18 protein-coding genes are annotated in these 18,124 nt (G+C 54.2%); 5 read left to right on the top strand and 13 right to left on the bottom strand.

Features of this window, described 5'->3' with window-relative positions; genetic code table 11:
* Positions 1-3 precede the first annotated feature (3 nt).
* A complete protein-coding gene (locus tag HOL66_08345) occupies positions 4-804 on the bottom strand; it encodes an N-formylglutamate amidohydrolase (GenBank protein MBT5244242.1) in 801 nt (266 codons plus the stop codon).
* A gap of 121 nt (positions 805-925) precedes the next feature.
* Here HOL66_08345 and HOL66_08340 point away from each other — a divergent pair, with 121 nt between their 5' ends.
* The gene (locus HOL66_08340) at positions 926-1,804 is read left to right on the top strand and encodes a MurR/RpiR family transcriptional regulator (protein ID MBT5244241.1); all 879 of its coding nucleotides are present in this window, start codon (positions 926-928) and stop codon (positions 1,802-1,804) included.
* On the opposite strand, the gene HOL66_08335 is transcribed toward HOL66_08340, so the two are convergent.
* The 6 genes from HOL66_08335 to HOL66_08310 all read right to left on the bottom strand — a co-directional run bounded on the left by HOL66_08335 (position 1,801) and on the right by HOL66_08310 (position 7,704).
* Complete coding sequence (locus HOL66_08335) at positions 1,801-2,541, bottom strand: SDR family NAD(P)-dependent oxidoreductase (protein MBT5244240.1); 741 nt, start codon at positions 2,539-2,541, stop codon at positions 1,801-1,803. The two genes, HOL66_08340 and HOL66_08335, sit on opposite strands and share 4 nt — an antisense overlap.
* 6 nt (positions 2,542-2,547) lie before the next feature.
* Positions 2,548-4,023 carry an amidophosphoribosyltransferase gene (locus HOL66_08330; protein ID MBT5244239.1) on the bottom strand — a complete coding sequence of 492 codons (1,476 nt, stop codon included), beginning with the start codon at positions 4,021-4,023 and terminating at the stop codon, positions 2,548-2,550.
* Between the two features lie 18 nt (positions 4,024-4,041).
* Positions 4,042-4,704 (bottom strand): CvpA family protein, encoded by a 663-nt coding sequence (locus HOL66_08325; protein ID MBT5244238.1) that lies wholly within the window; start codon positions 4,702-4,704, stop codon positions 4,042-4,044.
* On the bottom strand, positions 4,697-6,103 hold the full coding sequence (radA, locus tag HOL66_08320) for a DNA repair protein RadA (GenBank protein ID MBT5244237.1): 1,407 nt from the start codon (positions 6,101-6,103) through the stop codon (positions 4,697-4,699). Before radA ends, HOL66_08325 begins: the two co-directional genes overlap by 8 nt.
* An 81-nt stretch (positions 6,104-6,184) precedes the next feature.
* A complete protein-coding gene (locus HOL66_08315) occupies positions 6,185-6,436 on the bottom strand; it encodes a hypothetical protein (GenBank protein MBT5244236.1) in 252 nt (83 codons plus the stop codon).
* A 233-nt stretch (positions 6,437-6,669) separates the two neighbouring features.
* Entirely contained in the window at positions 6,670-7,704 is a 1,035-nt protein-coding gene (locus HOL66_08310; GenBank protein ID MBT5244235.1) for a peptidoglycan DD-metalloendopeptidase family protein, read from the bottom strand.
* A gap of 130 nt (positions 7,705-7,834) precedes the next feature.
* Between HOL66_08310 and HOL66_08305 the strand changes: the two genes are divergently transcribed.
* Positions 7,835-10,348 carry an MMPL family transporter gene (locus tag HOL66_08305; GenBank protein MBT5244234.1) on the top strand — a complete coding sequence of 838 codons (2,514 nt, stop codon included), beginning with the start codon at positions 7,835-7,837 and terminating at the stop codon, positions 10,346-10,348.
* A 3-nt stretch (positions 10,349-10,351) separates the two neighbouring features.
* On the opposite strand, the gene alr is transcribed toward HOL66_08305, so the two are convergent.
* From alr to rpsF, 6 genes are all read right to left on the bottom strand, one after another.
* Positions 10,352-11,452 (bottom strand): alanine racemase, encoded by a 1,101-nt coding sequence (gene alr / locus HOL66_08300; GenBank protein ID MBT5244233.1) that lies wholly within the window; start codon positions 11,450-11,452, stop codon positions 10,352-10,354.
* 6 nt (positions 11,453-11,458) lie between these two features.
* Positions 11,459-12,955 (bottom strand): replicative DNA helicase, encoded by a 1,497-nt coding sequence (locus HOL66_08295; GenBank protein MBT5244232.1) that lies wholly within the window; start codon positions 12,953-12,955, stop codon positions 11,459-11,461.
* 160 nt (positions 12,956-13,115) lie between these two features.
* Entirely contained in the window at positions 13,116-13,865 is a 750-nt protein-coding gene (rplI, locus tag HOL66_08290) for a 50S ribosomal protein L9 (protein ID MBT5244231.1), read from the bottom strand.
* Between the two features lie 40 nt (positions 13,866-13,905).
* The gene (locus HOL66_08285) at positions 13,906-14,859 is read right to left on the bottom strand and encodes a DUF2232 domain-containing protein (protein ID MBT5244230.1); all 954 of its coding nucleotides are present in this window, start codon (positions 14,857-14,859) and stop codon (positions 13,906-13,908) included.
* 46 nt (positions 14,860-14,905) lie between these two features.
* Positions 14,906-15,172, bottom strand: coding sequence for a 30S ribosomal protein S18 (locus HOL66_08280; protein MBT5244229.1), 267 nt, complete (start codon positions 15,170-15,172; stop codon positions 14,906-14,908).
* Positions 15,169-15,651, bottom strand: coding sequence for a 30S ribosomal protein S6 (gene rpsF / locus HOL66_08275; GenBank protein MBT5244228.1), 483 nt, complete (start codon positions 15,649-15,651; stop codon positions 15,169-15,171). Before rpsF ends, HOL66_08280 begins: the two co-directional genes overlap by 4 nt.
* A gap of 305 nt (positions 15,652-15,956) precedes the next feature.
* Here rpsF and HOL66_08270 point away from each other — a divergent pair, with 305 nt between their 5' ends.
* The 3 genes from HOL66_08270 to fabG are packed head-to-tail and all read left to right on the top strand — an operon-like array spanning position 15,957 to position 17,970.
* Positions 15,957-16,205: a hypothetical protein gene (locus tag HOL66_08270; GenBank protein MBT5244227.1), complete on the top strand. Its 249-nt coding sequence runs from the start codon at positions 15,957-15,959 to the stop codon at positions 16,203-16,205.
* 52 nt (positions 16,206-16,257) lie between these two features.
* Positions 16,258-17,208: an ACP S-malonyltransferase gene (gene fabD, locus HOL66_08265; GenBank protein MBT5244226.1), complete on the top strand. Its 951-nt coding sequence runs from the start codon at positions 16,258-16,260 to the stop codon at positions 17,206-17,208.
* A 24-nt stretch (positions 17,209-17,232) separates the two neighbouring features.
* Complete coding sequence (fabG, locus tag HOL66_08260) at positions 17,233-17,970, top strand: 3-oxoacyl-[acyl-carrier-protein] reductase (protein ID MBT5244225.1); 738 nt, start codon at positions 17,233-17,235, stop codon at positions 17,968-17,970.
* Positions 17,971-18,124: the final 154 nt, after the last annotated feature.

Below are 18,124 nucleotides of genomic sequence, written 5' to 3'. Positions count from 1 at the left end.
TTCTTACCTGTTGTTATTCCTGAATATTTCTAATGCCTTGTCGAGGGCTTCACCTAGTCGCACGGCCCATTTTGTTTGTTGTTCCGGCGTTTCGATCAGATCCTGCCTTATTTCAAATTGCGTATGCGGCAGATGCCGCCGCTCGCCATGTACGGGCAGGGTGTAATCGGTCTCGTCGCTTAAAAAATATGGCTCGTTGTCGCCAAGATGTAAATCACCGTCTGCAGCCAACAGATCAAGAATAATATGAGAAAGGCGCGGGTCGCGGTTGTAGACGACGGCAAAATCCCATGGCCTCTGGAACCCTTTGAAGACGGGCGTAAAGCTGTGAACTGAAACCAGAAAGGTCTCACGGTCTTGTCCGGTCCTGTCGTCCAGAATTTTGCTTATGGCATCGTGATAGGGGGTGAATACTTCATCAACCCTTAACTGCCGCTCTGCCTCGCCTAAATCAGTATTGCCGGGGACCGGGGTGTCCTCGCTGACAGGGGAAATGGAATTGAAAACATCCAGGCACCGGTTGCAGTCAACAACCAGACGGGAATAGTTCTGAAAGGCGGCAGTCGCATTAAATCTTTCCGAAAACTGTTCGGTAACCGCAGCCGCGCCAATATCCCAGGCGATATGACGGGTCAGCTCCATTTCTGATAGGCCAAGAGTGCCAAGTGATTGGGGAATGCGTCTGCTTGCGTGATCGCAGATAAAAACAAATGGGGATGATCCATCGGGGCGCTCAATTCTTACCGGTGCGGGTTCAGATGCCGCAAGCAACGCTCCCCCGGACTGGGAAGCCCTTTCTGCCATATTTTCCGCATTTACCGGAACCACTATCGAGTCCCTTTCTATCCCCGTTTATTCGTTAGCAGATATTGTAATTACAGTTACAAAATTTGCAAATGAATTAGTTTTGGAATATTTATTACTAATGCCGCAAGCCATCACACACGGACCCAGGCTATCGATTGCCGAGGATATCAACCGCCACATCGATCACCTGACCAGAACAGAACGCCAGTGCGCGCGGGTACTGCTTTCCAATTACCCCTTTATCGGACTGGAGAAAGTCGCCTCGTTCGCCAAGCGAGCCGAGGTCAGCGCGCCGACCATCCTCAGGCTTGTCGGAAAGTTGGGTTTTTCGGGTTATCCGGAATTTCAGCAACGCTTAAGAGAAGAACTTGAAGAGCGCCTGCAAACCCCACTGACCAAACACGAAGAGCCACAAACTGCCCTGGAAGATGATGATTTTCTCGCAGAATATTCTCATTCCGTTGAGCGCAATCTGTCACGAACCCTGAAGGCGCTGCCCCGGGCCGAGTTTGAAGCGGTTCTCAAATTGCTTTCTGATATCAAGCGCCCGGTACATCTTGCCGGCGGTAAACTAACCAGCACCATTGCCGATTATTTTTACCGCCACCTGATCATGGTCAGGCCAAATGTCAGGCGGATTGAAAACGATGCTTATGCCTGGTCTGAACATCTGGTCGATATGGATCGTCGCGATGTTGTCATTATTTTTGATGTTCGTCGTTACCAGCCCGAATTACTCGAATTGGCGCGTTTGGCGTCACAATGCGGGACCAGGGTTATTTTGTTCACCGATCAATGGCTGTCCCCGGTGTCCAGTGTCGCCAATCACGTGATCCCGGTTCGCATTGACGTTCCCTCAAGTTGGGATTCTGCTGTTGCGACCCTGATGGTTGTTGAGGCTATGATCGCCGCCTTGTCAAACCGGGACTGGTCCCGTGTTGAGGCTCGGGTCAAGGCGCGCGAAACCTTGGCCGATAAATCACGTTCCGATAATTAATCAACTGTATCGGGTTGGCGTGGTGGCTCGATTTGTACGATTTCGCCGTTCAGATCACACCTTGTCTCGGCCAGCTTGATGAAGGTTTCTGTTACGTCTTCTGGCGGTTTGACCGTTTCGGGGTCTTCACCGGGATAGGCGACGGGCCGCATGGTGGTGCGGGTCGGCCCCGGGTTGATAATGTTGGCCTTGACGTTTGTTTTCTCGTTTTCCGAGGCGTAGGTCTTGACCATGGTTTCAAGTCCTGCCTTGGATACGCTGTAAGCTCCCCAATAGGGCCAGACACCTTGCGTTACGGTCGAGGAAACAAAGATCGCCCGCCCGGCGTCAGACATCCTCAGTAACGGATCGAAACTTCTGAGCAGCCTGAAGTTTGCGGTCAGGTTGAGCGTCAAGACCTGGTCCCAATCCTTGGGCTTGACTTGCGCCATGGGGGAAAGTGGGGTCAGAAGGGCAGCATTGCCGACCAGAACGTCGAGGCGCTTGAAGCGGTCGAACACGGCGGCACCCATGTGGTCGATAGCGTCGAAATCGCCCAGGTCCATGGGCACCAGGGTGGCATTCTGGCCACTGATGTCGAGGATTTCATCATCCAGTTCTTCAAGTGCGCCCTGCGTGCGGGCGGTCAGAATCAAGTGCGCGCCTTCTTCAGCGAATGCCTTGGCGACGGCCCGTCCAATGCCGCGCGAAGCGCCGGTAACCAAGGCGATACGCCCTTGTAAACGTCCTTCATTCATCTATTTTTATTCCTGTGTGGTCAGCAGGGAAAGCTGCTTGGGTGCGTCGCCTGAGTCCTGATCGAGGAGACGGATTGGATAATCGCCGCTGAAACAGGCATCGCAAAATTGCGGGGTTTCCGTGTTGCGATTCTCGTCGCCGACGGCCCGGTACAGTCCATCGAAGGAAATAAAAGTCAGGCTATCAACGCCGATGATCTTGCGCATGGCTTCAAGTTCGTGTTGAGACGCCATCAGTTCTTCCCGGTCCGGTGTATCAATGCCATAGAAGCATGAATGGGTGATCGGCGGGCTTGAAACACACATGTGGACTTCACTGGCGCCGGCTTGGCGGACCATATCGACGATCTTCACAGATGTGGTGCCACGGACGATGGAATCATCAATCAGGATCACCCGCTTGTCCTTCAGGTACTGACCGTTGGCATTATGCTTAAGCTTGACGCCCAGGTTACGGATTTGCTGTGTCGGCTCAATAAAGGTCCGCCCGACATAATGATTACGAATTATTCCCAGCTCAAAGGGAATGCCCGATTGTTCGGCATATCCAATGGCTGCCGGGACGCCTGAATCCGGCACCGGCACCACCACATCGGCTTCGATGCCGCATTCACGGGACAACTCGGCGCCAATGTTCTTGCGAATTTGGTAAACGTTGCGACCCTCGACGTTGCTGTCAGGCCGGGCGAAGTAAATGTATTCAAAGATGCAGAATTTACTTTCAATCGGGATGAAGGGTTTGAAGCTGTGCAGGCCGGTTTTATCGATGACAATTAACTCACCGGGTTCCACATCGCGGACAAACTCGGCACCGATGATGTCCAGTGCACATGTCTCCGATGATAAAATCCACGAATCACCAATCTTGCCGATGACCAGTGGTCTGACGCCCCTGGGATCGCGAACGCCGATCAGTTTCTCGCGGGTCATGGCGACCAGTGAATAGGCCCCTTCGACTTGCCTGAGCGCATCGGTCACCCGCTCGACAACATTGGTGCCCCGGGAGACGGCGATCAGGTGAATAAAGGTTTCGGTGTCGCTGGTTGACTGAAAGATGCAGCCGCGCTCAACCAGTGCGGTTCGCAGTCCGTAGGCATTGGTCAGGTTGCCGTTGTGCGCAATTGCCAGGCCGCCGAACTTGAAATCAGCAAACAGTGGCTGAACGTTCCGAAGCACCGTGCCGCCGGTTGTCGCGTAACGGACATGGCCAATAGCCATTTCACCGGGCAGGGTGCGAATAATTTGTTCCGAATTGAAGTTATCGCCGACATGACCAAGCGCCCGGTGGGAATGAAACTGCTCGCCGTCAAAGGAAACAACCCCGGCGGCTTCCTGGCCACGGTGTTGCAGGGCGTGCAGGCCAAGGGCCGTATGGGCGGCGGCGTCGGGGTGGCGATAAATGCCAAAGACTCCGCATTCGTCGTGAAAATGGTCGTCACCGTCAAAGGCTGTTGGTGGATGGTGGCTGGCGGGGTTCGACATAGGTATCAGGTGCCTAGTTTAAGGTTCAGAACGACTGTCGATCAGGCGTTCCATTTCGCTACGGATTTTTTCACCGTAGCCTTCAAGGGTTTCAATATTTCCGCCTTTTGGTTCGGGGGCGATCAGGCCTTCGATCACTTTCTGGCTTTCCAGTAACTGGTTGGCTTGTTCGGCAATGCCGTCCGAAGATCCGGCTTCTGCCGGTATCAGCATACGAAGCCAGTCGGCGCCAAGCTCGATGATCGGTATGGTGCGGGCGTCTCTCAGCCAGGCCGGTTGATCAGCCACGGGCATCATCCATTCGATGGCGATGTAAACAAGGCAGACCAGCACGGCGCCGCGGGCCATGCCAAACAGGAAGCCGAGCGAACGATCAAGGGCGTTTAGGGTGCTGTCCTGGACGCGTTTGGAAATTGCCCGGGTCAGGATTGATAAAACCGTCAGTGAAACGATAAAGACAACCACCCCGGCGGCCAGATCGGCAGCCAGTTCGATGGGGATCAGATCGCGGGCGTAGGGCTGCACAAAAGGGAAGGCGTAAATGGTGATAAAACCGGCGCCAATCCATCCGGCAACTGACAAAACCTCATGGACGAAGCCGCGCGCATAAGCCAGGAAGGCCGATATCAGGATGACAACGATAACCGCGATATCGGTGATGTTGACGGGCAGATTATCCATTCGCCTGCTCTTTCAGAACCGTGCCTTTTGCGGGGGCATGGAACAACGCCAGCAGATCGGCCAGATGTTCAATTTCGCGGATTTTCATCCCGCTCGGTCCTTTTACGCCTTTGCCCTTGCCACGGCCCTTGGGGACGATGGCGCGGGTGAAACCCAGTTTATCGGCTTCCTTCAGTCGTGCGTCCGTATGAGACACGGCACGAACCTCGCCGGACAGGCCGATTTCGCCGAAAACAACTGTCTGGGATGGCACCGGGATGCCGCTTAAAGAAGACGCCAAAGCCGCCGCAACCGCCAGATCAGCAGCGGGTTCAGATACCCTGAGCCCGCCTGCGACGTTTAGGTATACGTCGTTGGCCCCGATGGCAAGTCCGCATCGTGATTCAAGGACTGCCAGGACCATGGCCAAGCGGCCGGAATCCCAGCCAACGACGGCCCGTCTGGGGGTGCCAAGGGGGCTTGGCGCAATCAGGCTCTGCAATTCGACCAACATCGGGCGTGTGCCTTCCATGGCGGCCAGTACCGAAGCGCCGTTAATCTCAGCATCATGATCGGACAGGAACAGGGCTGACGGATTACTGACTTCCTGCAAGCCGGTGCCGGTCATCTCGAAGACGCCGATTTCATCTGTCGGCCCGAAGCGGTTTTTGACGGCCCTTAAAATTCGGAACTGGTGGCTGCGCTCGCCTTCGAAATAGAGCACTGTATCGACCATGTGTTCCATCACCCGGGGGCCTGCGATCTGGCCGTCCTTGGTGACATGACCGACCAAAATGACGCAAAAGCCACGACGCTTGGCAAGCCGGATCAATTCCTGGGCCGAAGCCCGTACCTGACTGACCGTGCCCGGGGCTGAATCCAGGCTGTCGACGAACATGGTCTGGATGGAATCAATAATCACCACTTTCGGTAGGTCGCCACTATTTAAGGTGGTGACGATGTCGCGCACGGACGTCGCTGCGGCTAACTGAACGGTGGCTTTGCGAAAGCCCAGCCGGTCGGCCCGCATCCGCAATTGTTCAATGGATTCCTCGCCGCTGATATAGGCAATAGAGGCATCTTTGGCCAGCGAAGCCGCGGCTTGCAGAAGCACCGTCGATTTGCCGATGCCGGGGTCTCCACCGACCAACAGGGCGGAACCCGGAACCAGTCCGTCGCCGCAAACCCGGTCAAACTCGGCAATACCGGTGACCATACGAACAGGAGGCGGGCTATCGCCTTCAAGGCCGACAAATTCAACGTGACGTCCACGTTTTGAGCCCAGCCCCTTGGGCGCTTGCTCTGACCCGGCCTCCTCGACCAGTGTATTCCAGGCACCGCAATTATCGCAGCGTCCGCTCCATTTCAAGCTGACGCCACCGCAATCCTGGCAAACATACTGGGTCGAATTTTTAGCCAACAGAAGTCCTTACGGGACAGAACGGACAGGACCCCCACGAGCCCGTCTATAAGACCTATCTGATGTACGGGATTCGGCGCCTTATGACAAGGCGGGCGTGGAATTCAGGCGTCTTCCGCGCCGTTCGCGTGCGATTCCTGTGATTTGGTAAATGTTGAGGGCGACAAAAAACAGATTCCAACAGACCACTGTCATCATTGGTTCGGGGCGAAAGTAGAAATAAGCGACCAGAACGCAGGCAGCAATGGTCGTCAACAGACGAAGACGCAATATGTCTTTCATCATATATGATGCAAGATACAGCCCGTTTGCTATGTAAATCAAAATTTCCATCTTCATCCACTGTCCCGACTACAAATCCGGTTATCTCCAGAAATCGAGTGCATCCTGATCGAAGCGCAGGCGGCAAACTAGTGGGCTTGTGGTAAGGTTTGGCAAAATTCATAAAAGCCATACATTACAGTATGTTATGTATGAGTTATGGGTGTGGAAATGGTTTCGATGATAGCCGGAAACGGGTTTACTGTACCCAGGGTGCAGTAAATTCAGGTCGGCAACGTGCAAAGCTACCCCTTGCACGCATAAGGCCAGATCAGCTTTGTTTTCGCCGGAATGAACGTGCCCTTTTCGGTCATCACCGGGATCGGAATTTTCTTCTGGTTTTTGGGCAGGTCGCGCAAGCCATAGGAGTCAAACGGCGGTTTTGCCCGGTACAGGGCATTGGGGTCCATCCACAGGCCTTTGACGGGGACCAGTTTGCCGTGGGTCAGGGCGTAATCGGGGCTCTTGGTGAACCAGACGGCGAAGTGAATGGCCGGGCGGCGCTTGCCACTTTGCTTGCCGTTACGGCCGATGCCCGAATTTCCCGTCGGGCCCAGGTTCTCGCCCATTTTCACTTTATCGCCGACCTTGTATTCTGGCATGACGTTGAAATGGGCGTACTGGGTATAAATCCAGTAGCCGGGAATGCCGGTCTGTTTGGAACTGTGGCGCAGGATGATCTCCTTGCCGCGGAAACTTTTCTCGCCACGCTCGATACTGACCACCGTGCCGTCCGCCGCCGCGATCATCGGCGTGCCGTAAGGGGCGGGCATGTCGATGCCGCCGTGGTAGTTCTCGCGGTTGCGCTTTTTGGTGTAGGAAATCGCCCACTGTTCATCGATATTCCGGCAATCCAGGCCTTTCGGGAATTTTGGCCGTAAGCCGGTTTCAAACATGCCCAGCTTGACGGCGACCTTGATCGAGCAATTCTTGGGGCGAGCGATACCACAGAGGGTTTCATTATCAATGGTGTTGATATCAACCAGCCCGTCCATCTTAACGCTCGTAACGACCTTAACGTTTGAGGTCGTGGCTTCACTGGCGGTCTCGCCAAAGCGGTCGCGCAGTTCTTGCAAGGAAAGAAAACCGTCTTCGTTGGCATCAATGCCTTTGAAGATTTTTTCCTTCTTTTTCCATTCCTTGGCGCTGATCCGCCCGTCACCGTTCTTGTCATTATTATCAAGAGATATTTCGGCCCTGCCTGCGTCCGTGACCGCAGGCAGGCCCAGTGATAGGAACAGGGTGAAAGCAGTTAAAAGGTAGATGTGGGTGCTTTTCATAATCTAAAAGAAAAGCATATCCGGAACAGGTGAGTCCAGAACGGGTGCCCTGACTTTACTCCTGCCTTTCCGGTGGTCGTGGAATGATGTTACGATTTGCCCGAATCAGATTGCTCACAGAGGAAACTTCATGACATCTCGTACCGCCCAGACCTATGACAATTTGGTGCTCCACAAACCCAAGTTAGTTCTGGCAGTACTGCTCTCAATTCTGGTTTTCTTCGGCTACCACACCAAAGACTTCAAGCTGGACGCATCGGCCGATACCTTGTTGCTGGAAGACGATGCGGACCTCAAAGTGTTCCAGAAAATCAATGAGCGATACCCGGGTGAAGAGTTACTCATTGTCACCTACACGCCCGATAAGGAGCTCTTCTCGGACCAGGCATTGGAGCCTTTGAAAGAACTCCGTGAAGAACTCAAGAAAGTCACCGGTGTGAGCACGGTGCTCACGATTCTCGATGCCCCCCTGTTCAATAGCTCGGATCAGGATATTCAGGAAATGATCAGCGATATGCCGAGCCTGGAGAAACCTGGTATCGACCGGGCCAAGGCCATGGACGAACTGGTCAATAGCCCCATTTACCGCGATCTTATCCTCAGCGCAAATGGCCAAACCACGGCCCTGGTGTTGGGAATGGCCCCTAATGACGAATACAGCCGCCTCCTAAAGTCCCGAAACGAGTTACGGACGAAAAAACGGCAGAGCGGTCTTTCGGACGAGGAGGCGCAAACCCTGAAACGCGTCACCGCCGAATACGGCCAGGTTAGTGAAGCGTTAAACGAGCAACGCCACCTCGACATTATCCAAATCAGGGACATCATCAAGCCTTACCGCCAGTACGGTGTTCTCTACCTTGGCGGGTTACCGATGATTACCGACGATATGGTGACATTCGTGCGCAAGGACCTGACCGTCTTCGGGGGCGGTGTCCTGGCTTTCCTGATCATCATTCTGACCGTTATTTTCCGGAAAATGCGCTGGATCGTGCTCCCCTTGTTCAGCTGCTTTTACGCCGGTTTGATCATGATCGGCGTGCTTGGATTGTTTGGTTGGATGGTCACCGTCATCTCGTCCAATTTCCTCGCCCTGATGCTGATCATCACCATTTCCATGAACATTCATTTGATCGTGCGTTACCTGCAACTGCAAAAAGATCATCCTGAAGACGATCAGTTGACCCTGGTCAGGACCACCATTCACAAGATGGTGAAACCCTGCCTGTACACCGCGCTGACGACGATCATGGGTTTTGGCTCCCTGGTCGTCAGCGATATCAAGCCGGTTATCGACTTTGGGTTGATGATGAGCGCCGGTTTGGCGGTGACGTTTGCGACCTCCTTTTTGTTGTTCCCCTCACTGTTGTTGGTGCTGGGAAAAACAGAATCCGCTCCGCCCGTTGAAAGCATCCGGTTTCTGTTGCCTGAATATCTGGCCCGCCTGACCGAGTTCCAGGGCAACAAGATCCTGGTGTTGGCGGTCTTGTTAAGCATCATCAGCGCCGCGGGAATTTCCATGCTGCGTGTCGAGAACAGCTTCATCAACTATTTCAGTGAAGACACCGAAATCTATCAGGGCCTGAAGCTTATCGATGAGGAGCTCGGGGGCACGACGCCTGTGGAAATAGTGATAAAGCTGGAAGATGACGGGATCGAAGAATTAACGCCCGAGGACCTTGCAGAGATGACCCCCGAAGAGATACGCGACGAACTTGCGTACATGGAAGCGGTGAGAACCCAACCGGAGTTATGGTTTACACCGACCAAAATCCGGCTCATCAAAAAAGCCCACGACTACCTAGACGGATTGCCCGAAATCGGCAAGGTGCTGTCACTGGCATCGTCGGTCCGGGTTGTCGAAGAGATTGCCGAAAAGGAACTGGAGGGGATGGATTTGGCGATCCTCTATAACAAGGTTCCCCCCATGGTCAAAAACAGCCTCATCAAACCTTATGTCTCAATCGAGAACAACGAGGTGCGACTGGTGGCGCGTGTGTTGGATTCGATACCCGATCTGCGCCGCAAGGAGTTGCTGGAGAAAGTGCGCAGTGATTTAGGCAAGGAGAACGGACTGAAAGAACTCACCGACTACAAGTTTTTGATTAACGACGTGACGGTGAGCGGGTTGCTGGTGCTTTACAACAACATGCTGCAGAGCCTGTTTGCGTCGCAGATCAAGTCCATCGGCGTCGTGATGCTGGGTATTGCGGTCATGTTCATGGTGTTGTTCCGGTCGGTCACCTTGTCGATTATCGGCATTTTGCCAAACCTGTTGGGCGCCTTGGTGGTTTTGGGCGTTATGGGATGGTCGAAAATCCCCATGGACATGATGACCATAACCATCGCCGCCATTACCATCGGTATCGCCGTCGACAACGGAATTCACTACATTTATCGCTTCAGGGAAGAGTACGCCCTGACCAACAGTTATGTGGAGACTTTGCACATTTGTCATTCCAACATCGGCAAAGCGGTGTTCTACACGACCATGAGCATCATCTTCGGCTTCTCCATCCTGATGATGTCCAACTTCATCCCCACAATCTATTTTGGCGTCCTGACCGGGGCGGCAATGTTCATCGCTCTTCTGGCGGCTCTCACGGTGCTGCCAAAGCTGATATTACTTTGGAAACCATTCGGCTGATCTTTAATTATCGGCGTTCTCATAGACCCGGTGCAGGCGGTTGCCTAGCGCGGTCAGGATTTCGTAACCGATGGTCCCGGCGGCGGCGGCGATATCGTCAATCGTGTTATGGGGTCCGATCAGGTCGATCATGGCGCCGGGATGGGCCTCGCTTTGGGGCACGTCGCTGACATCAAATGTTATCAAATCCATGGATACCCGCCCTACCAGTGGCACCCGGTGTTGCCCCAAATAGCCATAACCGCAGTTGCTCAGTGATCTGAGATAGCCATCGGCGTAACCGACGCCGACGGTCGCGACCCGACCTTTGCGTTCTACCCGGTGCGTGGCCCCGTAACCAACACTCTGGGGGCTGTCAACGTCACGAACCTGAAGGATTTTTCCTTTTAATCTAATGACTGGCGCCATCGGATTGGGCTTCCCGGGCGTTGGATTAACGCCGTACAGGGAGACTCCCGGGCGGGCCAGATCAAAATGATAGCCAGGGCCTAAATAGATGCCTGAAGAATTGGCGAGGGACGCCTTGCAGCCGGGAAAAAGTTTCAGCGCCTGTTTAAAACGTTGCAGTTGTTCGTCGTTCATGGTGGTTTCGCGGTCTTCGGCGCAAGCCAGATGGCTCATAACGTAAGAAATATTCAGGCCCTTGATGGCTGCCTGATCGTTGGCCAGGACTTGCAGTTCCTCTGGCGGCAGGCCCAGGCGTGACATGCCGGTATCGATGTGGATGTCGGCGGCAAATTCGGGGGTTGCGTTTTTCCAGGTCTCGATATCGCTCAAGGAATTAAGCACCGGGGTCAGGCGGTGCCGGGTCATCGCCTGTGGAGCCATGGGGCCGCCAAGAATATGGATGTGGCCATCCAGCCCGGCCTCTGCCAGTACCTTGCGCAGTGAAATGCCTTCATCGATGAGGGCGACGAAGAATTCCCGGCAGCCGGCCCGGGACAGCTCAACAACGGCGCGCGCCGCGCCGATTCCATAAGCATCGGCCTTCAGCGCGGCCCCGCAATCGGCGCTTTCAAGCTGGCTTTTGAGCGTCCGCCAGTTGCTGACGAGGGCCGTAAGGTCGATGCTCAGGATGCCGCCACTTGTGTCCAGGCTGCTCATGAGTTTTTAATAATCGGGCTGGTGGATGGTTTCAAGGTCACTGAAACGGGTGAACTCGCCGGTGAACTGCAGGTTGACGGTGCCGACCGGACCATGACGTTGCTTGGCGACGATCAATTCGGCGATGTTGCGCACTTTCTCGAGCCGCTCTTCGTTGCGCTGCTGACGCAGGAAGAATTTATCGTCGCTTTCATTCTCGTGCTGGGATGCGCCCTTGCGCTCAAGGTAATATTCCTCCCGGAAGATGAACATGACCACGTCGGCGTCTTGCTCAATGGAGCCCGATTCACGCAAATCCGACAACATGGGCCGTTTGTCTTCGCGTTGCTCGACGGCCCGTGACAATTGCGACAAGGCGATCACCGGCACCTCAAGTTCCTTGGCCAGGGTTTTCAGACCACGGGTGATTTCCGAGACTTCCTGAACCCGGCCATCGTTTCGCGAAGTGGAACTTCCCGATATCAGTTGCAAATAATCAACCACGATCAGGCCAAGATTATGTTGCCGTTTAAGGCGGCGGGCGCGGGTTCTAAGGGCGCTAACAGTCAAGGCCGGGGTATCGTCGATGAAGATGGGCATGTTGTGCAGGGCTTGGCTTCCTGCGACAAGCCGGTCGAACTCCGGGGTCGTGATCTTGCCTTTGCGGATACTGTCCGACGATATTTGCGTCTGTTCGGAAATAATCCTTGTGGCCAGCTGTTCGGCTGACATTTCCAGCGAGAAAAAGCCAACCACTGCACCCTGCTCACCACTGGTTTGTTGATGGGTATAGGCGGCGTTAAAGGCGATGTTGGTGGCAAGCGCGGTTTTACCCATGGACGGGCGACCGGCCAGAATGAGTAAATCCGAAGGATGCAAACCACCCAGCATGGTATCGATATCGACCAGCCCAGAGGTCACCCCGGCCAGTGCGCCATCGCGTTTGTGGGCGCCTTCGGCCATGGTCAGGGCAGCGACAACGGATTCCTTGAAGGGTTGAAAACCGCCTTCGTAATTGCCGGTGGTTGCCAGATCGTAAAGGGTTTGCTCGGCCGATTCGATTTGCCGTGTCGCCTCGTCTTCGACATCGCCACCGTAAGCCCGGTTGACGACGTCCTCGCCAAGGCCGATCAATTCACGCTTCAGGTGAAGATCATAGATAATGCGACCGTATTCACCGGCATTGATGATCGAGACAACACTTTCAGCCAGTTCAACCAGATAGGCAGGACCGCCAATTTCGGCAAGGCTTTCATCCTGTTCAAAGTAACGCTTTAAGGTCACCGGATCGGCGATTTGTCCCTTTTCGATCAGTTTCGAGCAGGCATCGTAAATGACCCCATGCTGGGCAATGACGAAATGTTCCGGAAAAAGGAATTCCGAGACCTTCTCATAGGCTCTGTTATTGGAAAAAATGGCACCAATCAGGGATTTTTCCGCCTCGATGTTGTGCGGAAGCGTGCGAAAGGCTGAACTGAATTGTTCACCATTTTCGTTTACGGGGTCGGTCAGCGGTGGGGGCATTGTTGAGGTAGACATGATTTTATATAATTACAATGTAGGCTCTCCTGCGTCGCTTGTTAATCATGTGGATAGCGGGGACTGATTCGCATTATATCAAAAAAAACGGCGCCCCGGAATTTCCGGAGCGCCGTTTATCATTTTCTGGAAGGTGAAGAGCGGACTATTCGTCGGCCTTTTCTTCTTCCTCGGCTTCAGCTTCAGGCTCTTCAGCTTCAGGCTCTTCAGCTTCAGGCTCTTCAGCTTCAGGTTCTTCGGCTGCGGCTTTTTGGCTAGCGGCTTCGGCTGCTTCAGCGGCGGCTTCCTCTTCGGCAGCTTCCTCGACGGCAGCGGCTTCGATGGCCTCGGCTTCTGCAGCGTCTTCAGCTTTTTCGAATACTTCCTCGGCGTCAATCTTGGCCTGGGCGGCTTCTTCCTGGTCAATGCTGAGGACAGCCTGGCCCGTCTTCGCCTGGATTTTGGCTTCTTCTTCCGAACGGGCGATGTTGGCGACGACGCTCACCGACAATTCCGGATGCAAGCGAACCTGAACATCGTAAAGGCCAAGCGCCTTGATCGGATGAGCCAGTTCGACTTGCTGACGGGTGATGGTGAAGCCACCGTCAATCACTTCCTCGGCAATGTCACGGGCGTTGACCGAACCATAAAGCTGTCCAGATTCACCGGCCTGACGAACCAGAGTGACATTAAAGCCATCAAGTTTCTCGCCAACCTTTTCAGCTTCACCACGAAGCGTCAGGTTCTCGGCTTCAAGTTGGGCGCGCTGGGTTTCAAAATGTTTACGATTGTCTTCGGTGGCGCGCAGGGCTTTGCTTTTTGGCAGCAAAAAGTTGCGGGCATAACCAGATTTAACCGAGACCACATCGCCCATCTGGCCGAGTCTCTCGATACGTTCCAAAAGAATGACTTCCATCTTGCACTCCTAGCCCGAAAATCGGGCGCTTAAAAAAATATCAGTTGTCGTCTTCGTCGTTCCGGTCGGGACCGGGGTTCATAAAACGCCGGCGTAAACCGACCCACTGTTCCAGTAGTCCGGCAAGGATGACCGCCATGGCGATCCAGCCCGAAAGGAACATAACAAAATAAAACGCCGCCAGTAACGTTCCCGGAAACTGCACATGGCGGGCCAATTCGTGGACCACACCAAGGCCGAGAAAGAAAAACGGCACAGCCAGAATCAAAGCAAGATTCCGACCAAAAAACTCTAACTCCCCCTGGCCCAACAGCGCCATCACGGCTGCTGCAATCAAAAACCAGGACATCCAGTCCGGCAAGCTCAGATCGGCCAATTTTGACTTTGGCCGCTTAAAACGCTTGGCGCGGGTCAGTATCGCCGCTGCGATGGAAGCGTTTACCACCGCCATCACCACCCAGGATGTTCCCATATATCCCGGGAACAAGGGTGATATCGTCTGGACAAGATCACCCCGTACAACCTCGTCCATGGTCGGCATCATATAGGCGAAGACCAGACCCAAATAAGATTGCACGATATCGTGTAATCCACCGTCTTCACCCAGTGACCAAAACATCGCCACCGTTAACAAGCCGGTGCAAAACACCGACAGGATGCAAAGAATGGATCCAACCGGGTACCATTCTTCGGTTTTTCCATCCGCCGCGGGCAACTTTAACAAACCCTGGCGAACGATAATCCACGCTGGCAGTGCATGGATCACTGAAAATAACACTCCCGACATCGCGCCACCGATAAGCCCGGTGACAATAATGCCGCTAAGTCCCGCCGCTGTCGCCGCCTTGATGCCGTGGTCGAGGCCGACCAGTAACAGTGGCAACGGCGCCAAATAAACCGCCAGCAAAGCGCCGGGCATTCCCGACATAAAGGCCAGCGAAGCAAAGGCGCTTAACGTTCCGCCGCCTATAGCTATCAGCATGTCCTTGGACATCCGACCCTCCCATGGCGCAAGCTGGTGAGCGCGCCTTTAAGCCGTTTTATTTAACGACGTAGGGGATCAAAGCGAGGAAGCGCGCACGCTTGATCGCCTTGGCCATTTCACGCTGTTTCTTGGCTGAAACGGCGGAAATCCGGCTCGGTATAATTTTGCCACGCTCGGACGTGTATCGCTGCAGCAGACGGATATCCTTGTAATCAATCTTCTGCGACTTGGCGTTTGAGAACGGGCAACTTTTACGGCGTTTGAAAAACGGGCGACGCTCGCCGCCACCGCTATTGCCTTGATCTGAAGGGGTCATGCTCATGCCTCTGCTCCATCACTTGCGGGTTCTGCGGTTTCCACGGCTGCTGCTTCAGCTACGGCTGCTTCGGGGGCTGCTGCTTCAGTTACGGTTGCTTCGGGGGCTGCTGCGGGCTTGTTGTTGCTATCATTGTCATAGCGGCGCGGACGGTCATCACGCTGACGCGACTGCATCATCACCGACGGGCCTTCTTCAAAGGCGTCAAGCTTGATGGTCAAATAACGAAGGATGTCTTCGTTGATCCGCATCTGGCGTTCCATTTCGTGGATGGCTGGTGCTGGAGCATCTATGTTGAACATAACATAGTGGGCCTTGCGGTTCTTGTTGATCCGGTAGGAAAGGGTGCGCAGACCCCAATTTTCGGTATTGACGACTGAGCCGTCATTGTCGCTGATGACCTTTGAAAAGGTCTCACACAGGCCTTCGACCTGGGTCGCGGAAATATCCTGACGTGCAATAAACACGCATTCGTAATAAGCCAATTTATATCTCCCTCTGGCTTTTCTCATTCCCGGTCGGCGTCATGCCGGACAAGGACATAGCCAAGTCGTGTGACCCGGCAAGGAGTTGAAGGCGCGCAATATACACGAAAAGCTTTGGCGCGCAAGGGATATAAGGGGCCATGTCAGGCATTTATTTTGAGCAGGAAACGAAGCCTGCAAGTGGCTTTGTGGATTGCTGCTTCAAGCTTGTGCACGAAACCTCATGACAATTGCCAAGTGTGACACTATACAGGGGCCGTTGTTTTTGGTTGTTCAATAACTTTTGACAGGTTAGCCCCAGCACCATGCCCAAGAATTTCGCCTCAACTGTTATCAAACTTGCCATCGGTTCCCTCTTGGTGGGCCTGTTGTTGCGGTTCTTTGCGGTAAACCCGCGAAATCTTCTTGAAGGGTTGGGCGACACGGCGCTAGCAATTTTCGATGCCCTTGCCGGTATATTGGCCTGGGCCGTCGAGTACATCCTGATCGGGGCCATCGTTATCGTGCCGATCTGGCTTGTTCTTTATGCCTGGGGAAAATTTCGGGGCAAGTGAGCGTCCCTTAAGGCATTCCATTATTATTAATAGACACTGACGGGATTTATTTATGACGCTTGCTTTCATTTTTCCAGGTCAGGGCTCCCAGTGCGTTGGTATGGGCCAGGAGCTGGCCGCATCCTTTCCTGCCGCCGCCCAAGTATTTGAGGAAGTCGACGAGGCGCTTGGAGAAAATCTCTCCAAATTGATGTTTGAAGGTCCCGAAGACACCCTGACCCTGACCGAAAACGCACAACCTGCGTTGATGGCGGTTTCGTTGGCCGTGATGCGTGTACTTGAGAGCGAAGGAGGCATTGATCTGGCGTCGCCGAAGTCCAGGATCAAATTCGTGGCCGGTCATTCCCTTGGTGAATATTCGGCGCTTGCCGCCGCCGGGACGTTTTCGATCAGCGACGCGGCAAAACTGTTAAAGACCCGTGGCCGGGCCATGCAGGAAGCCGTCCCTGTCGGTGAAGGTGCAATGGCTGCGCTTCTAGGCCTTGAACTGGACGCTGCTTCCAAGGTTGCCGATCAGGCCAGTGAAGGTGACATCTGCACCGCCGCCAATGACAACGCCAGCGGCCAGGTGGTCATCAGCGGCGCACGCGCCGCGGTCGAGCGGGCCATGGAGATTGCCAAGGAAGAAGGCGCCAAACGTTGTGTCCTGTTGCCGGTCAGCGCCCCTTTTCATTGCGCGTTGATGGCCCCGGCGGCAGAAATCATGGCAGAGGCCCTTGCCGGTGTCCGTATGAAACAGCCGGCTGTTCCCCTGATTGCCAATGTCACAGCAAGCGATGTTAATGACGCCGCTGAAATCCGTCGCCTGCTTGTCGAACAGGTGACCGGTATGGTGCGCTGGCGCGAAAGTGTCCTGTTCATGAAGGATAAAGGCGTTGAAAGTTTGGTCGAAATTGGTGTTGGTAAAGTCTTGAGCGGCCTTGCCCGGCGTATTGATCGCGACCTGAGCGCCACGAATGTCGGAACGCCCGAAGATGTTGCGGCTTTTTTGCAAAACATTTGACCAAGATCACGAGGGAGATACCGCATGTTTGATCTAACCGGGAAGCGCGCACTGGTCACCGGCGCATCGGGCGGCATTGGCGGGGCGATTGCCAAAGCGCTACACGCGCAAGGCGCGGAAGTCGCCTTGTCGGGAACCCGAACCGAAGCCCTGGAAGCGCTGAAGGCGGAACTGGGATCAAAAGCCCACGCAACACCTGCTGATCTTGGCTCACCTGAAAGTGCTGCGACGTTGTTTGCTGACGCTGCGGAAGCCATGGGCGGTGTAGATATTCTTGTCAACAATGCCGGTTTGACGCGCGATAATCTGTCCATGCGAATGCAGGACGAAGAATTCCAGCAGGTTCTAGATGTTAATTTGAATGCGGCCTTCAGGCTATCCAAGGCGTGTCTTCGCGGGATGATGAAAAACCGCTGGGGACGAATCGTCTCGATAACATCCATTGTCGGCGTCACCGGAAACCCGGGACAAGCCAATTACGCGGCCTCGAAAGCCGGATTGATTGGGATGTCGAAATCCATGGCCCAGGAAGTCGCCAGTCGTTCCATTACCATCAATTGCCTTGCCCCAGGTTTTATTGAAACACCCATGACGGACGCGCTTGGTGATGAACAAAAGGAAAAACTTATGGCAGGCATTCCCTGTGGTCGTTTGGGCAATGTTGATGACATCGCCGCCGGTGTTGTTTACCTGAGCAGTAACGAAGCCGCTTACGTAACCGGACAGACCCTGCATATCAATGGCGGTATGGCCATGATATGATCATGGATGGCAATGATCTTGGCCTCTGGTATCGTTAAATAAAGTATGTTAGGTAACGGAAGCTTTTGCGGTTTTGCCATGTGTTTCGGCCCTTGCTGGCCTTGCTTTGAAACTGACGAATCGCAACAACGGAATTAAATTAAACCAGTATTCT

It is taken from the genome of Rhodospirillaceae bacterium, from assembly GCA_018662005.1.
GTDB lineage: Bacteria > Pseudomonadota > Alphaproteobacteria > Rhodospirillales > JABHCV01 > JACNJU01.
This window is presented reverse-complemented; position numbering and strand designations above follow the sequence as displayed.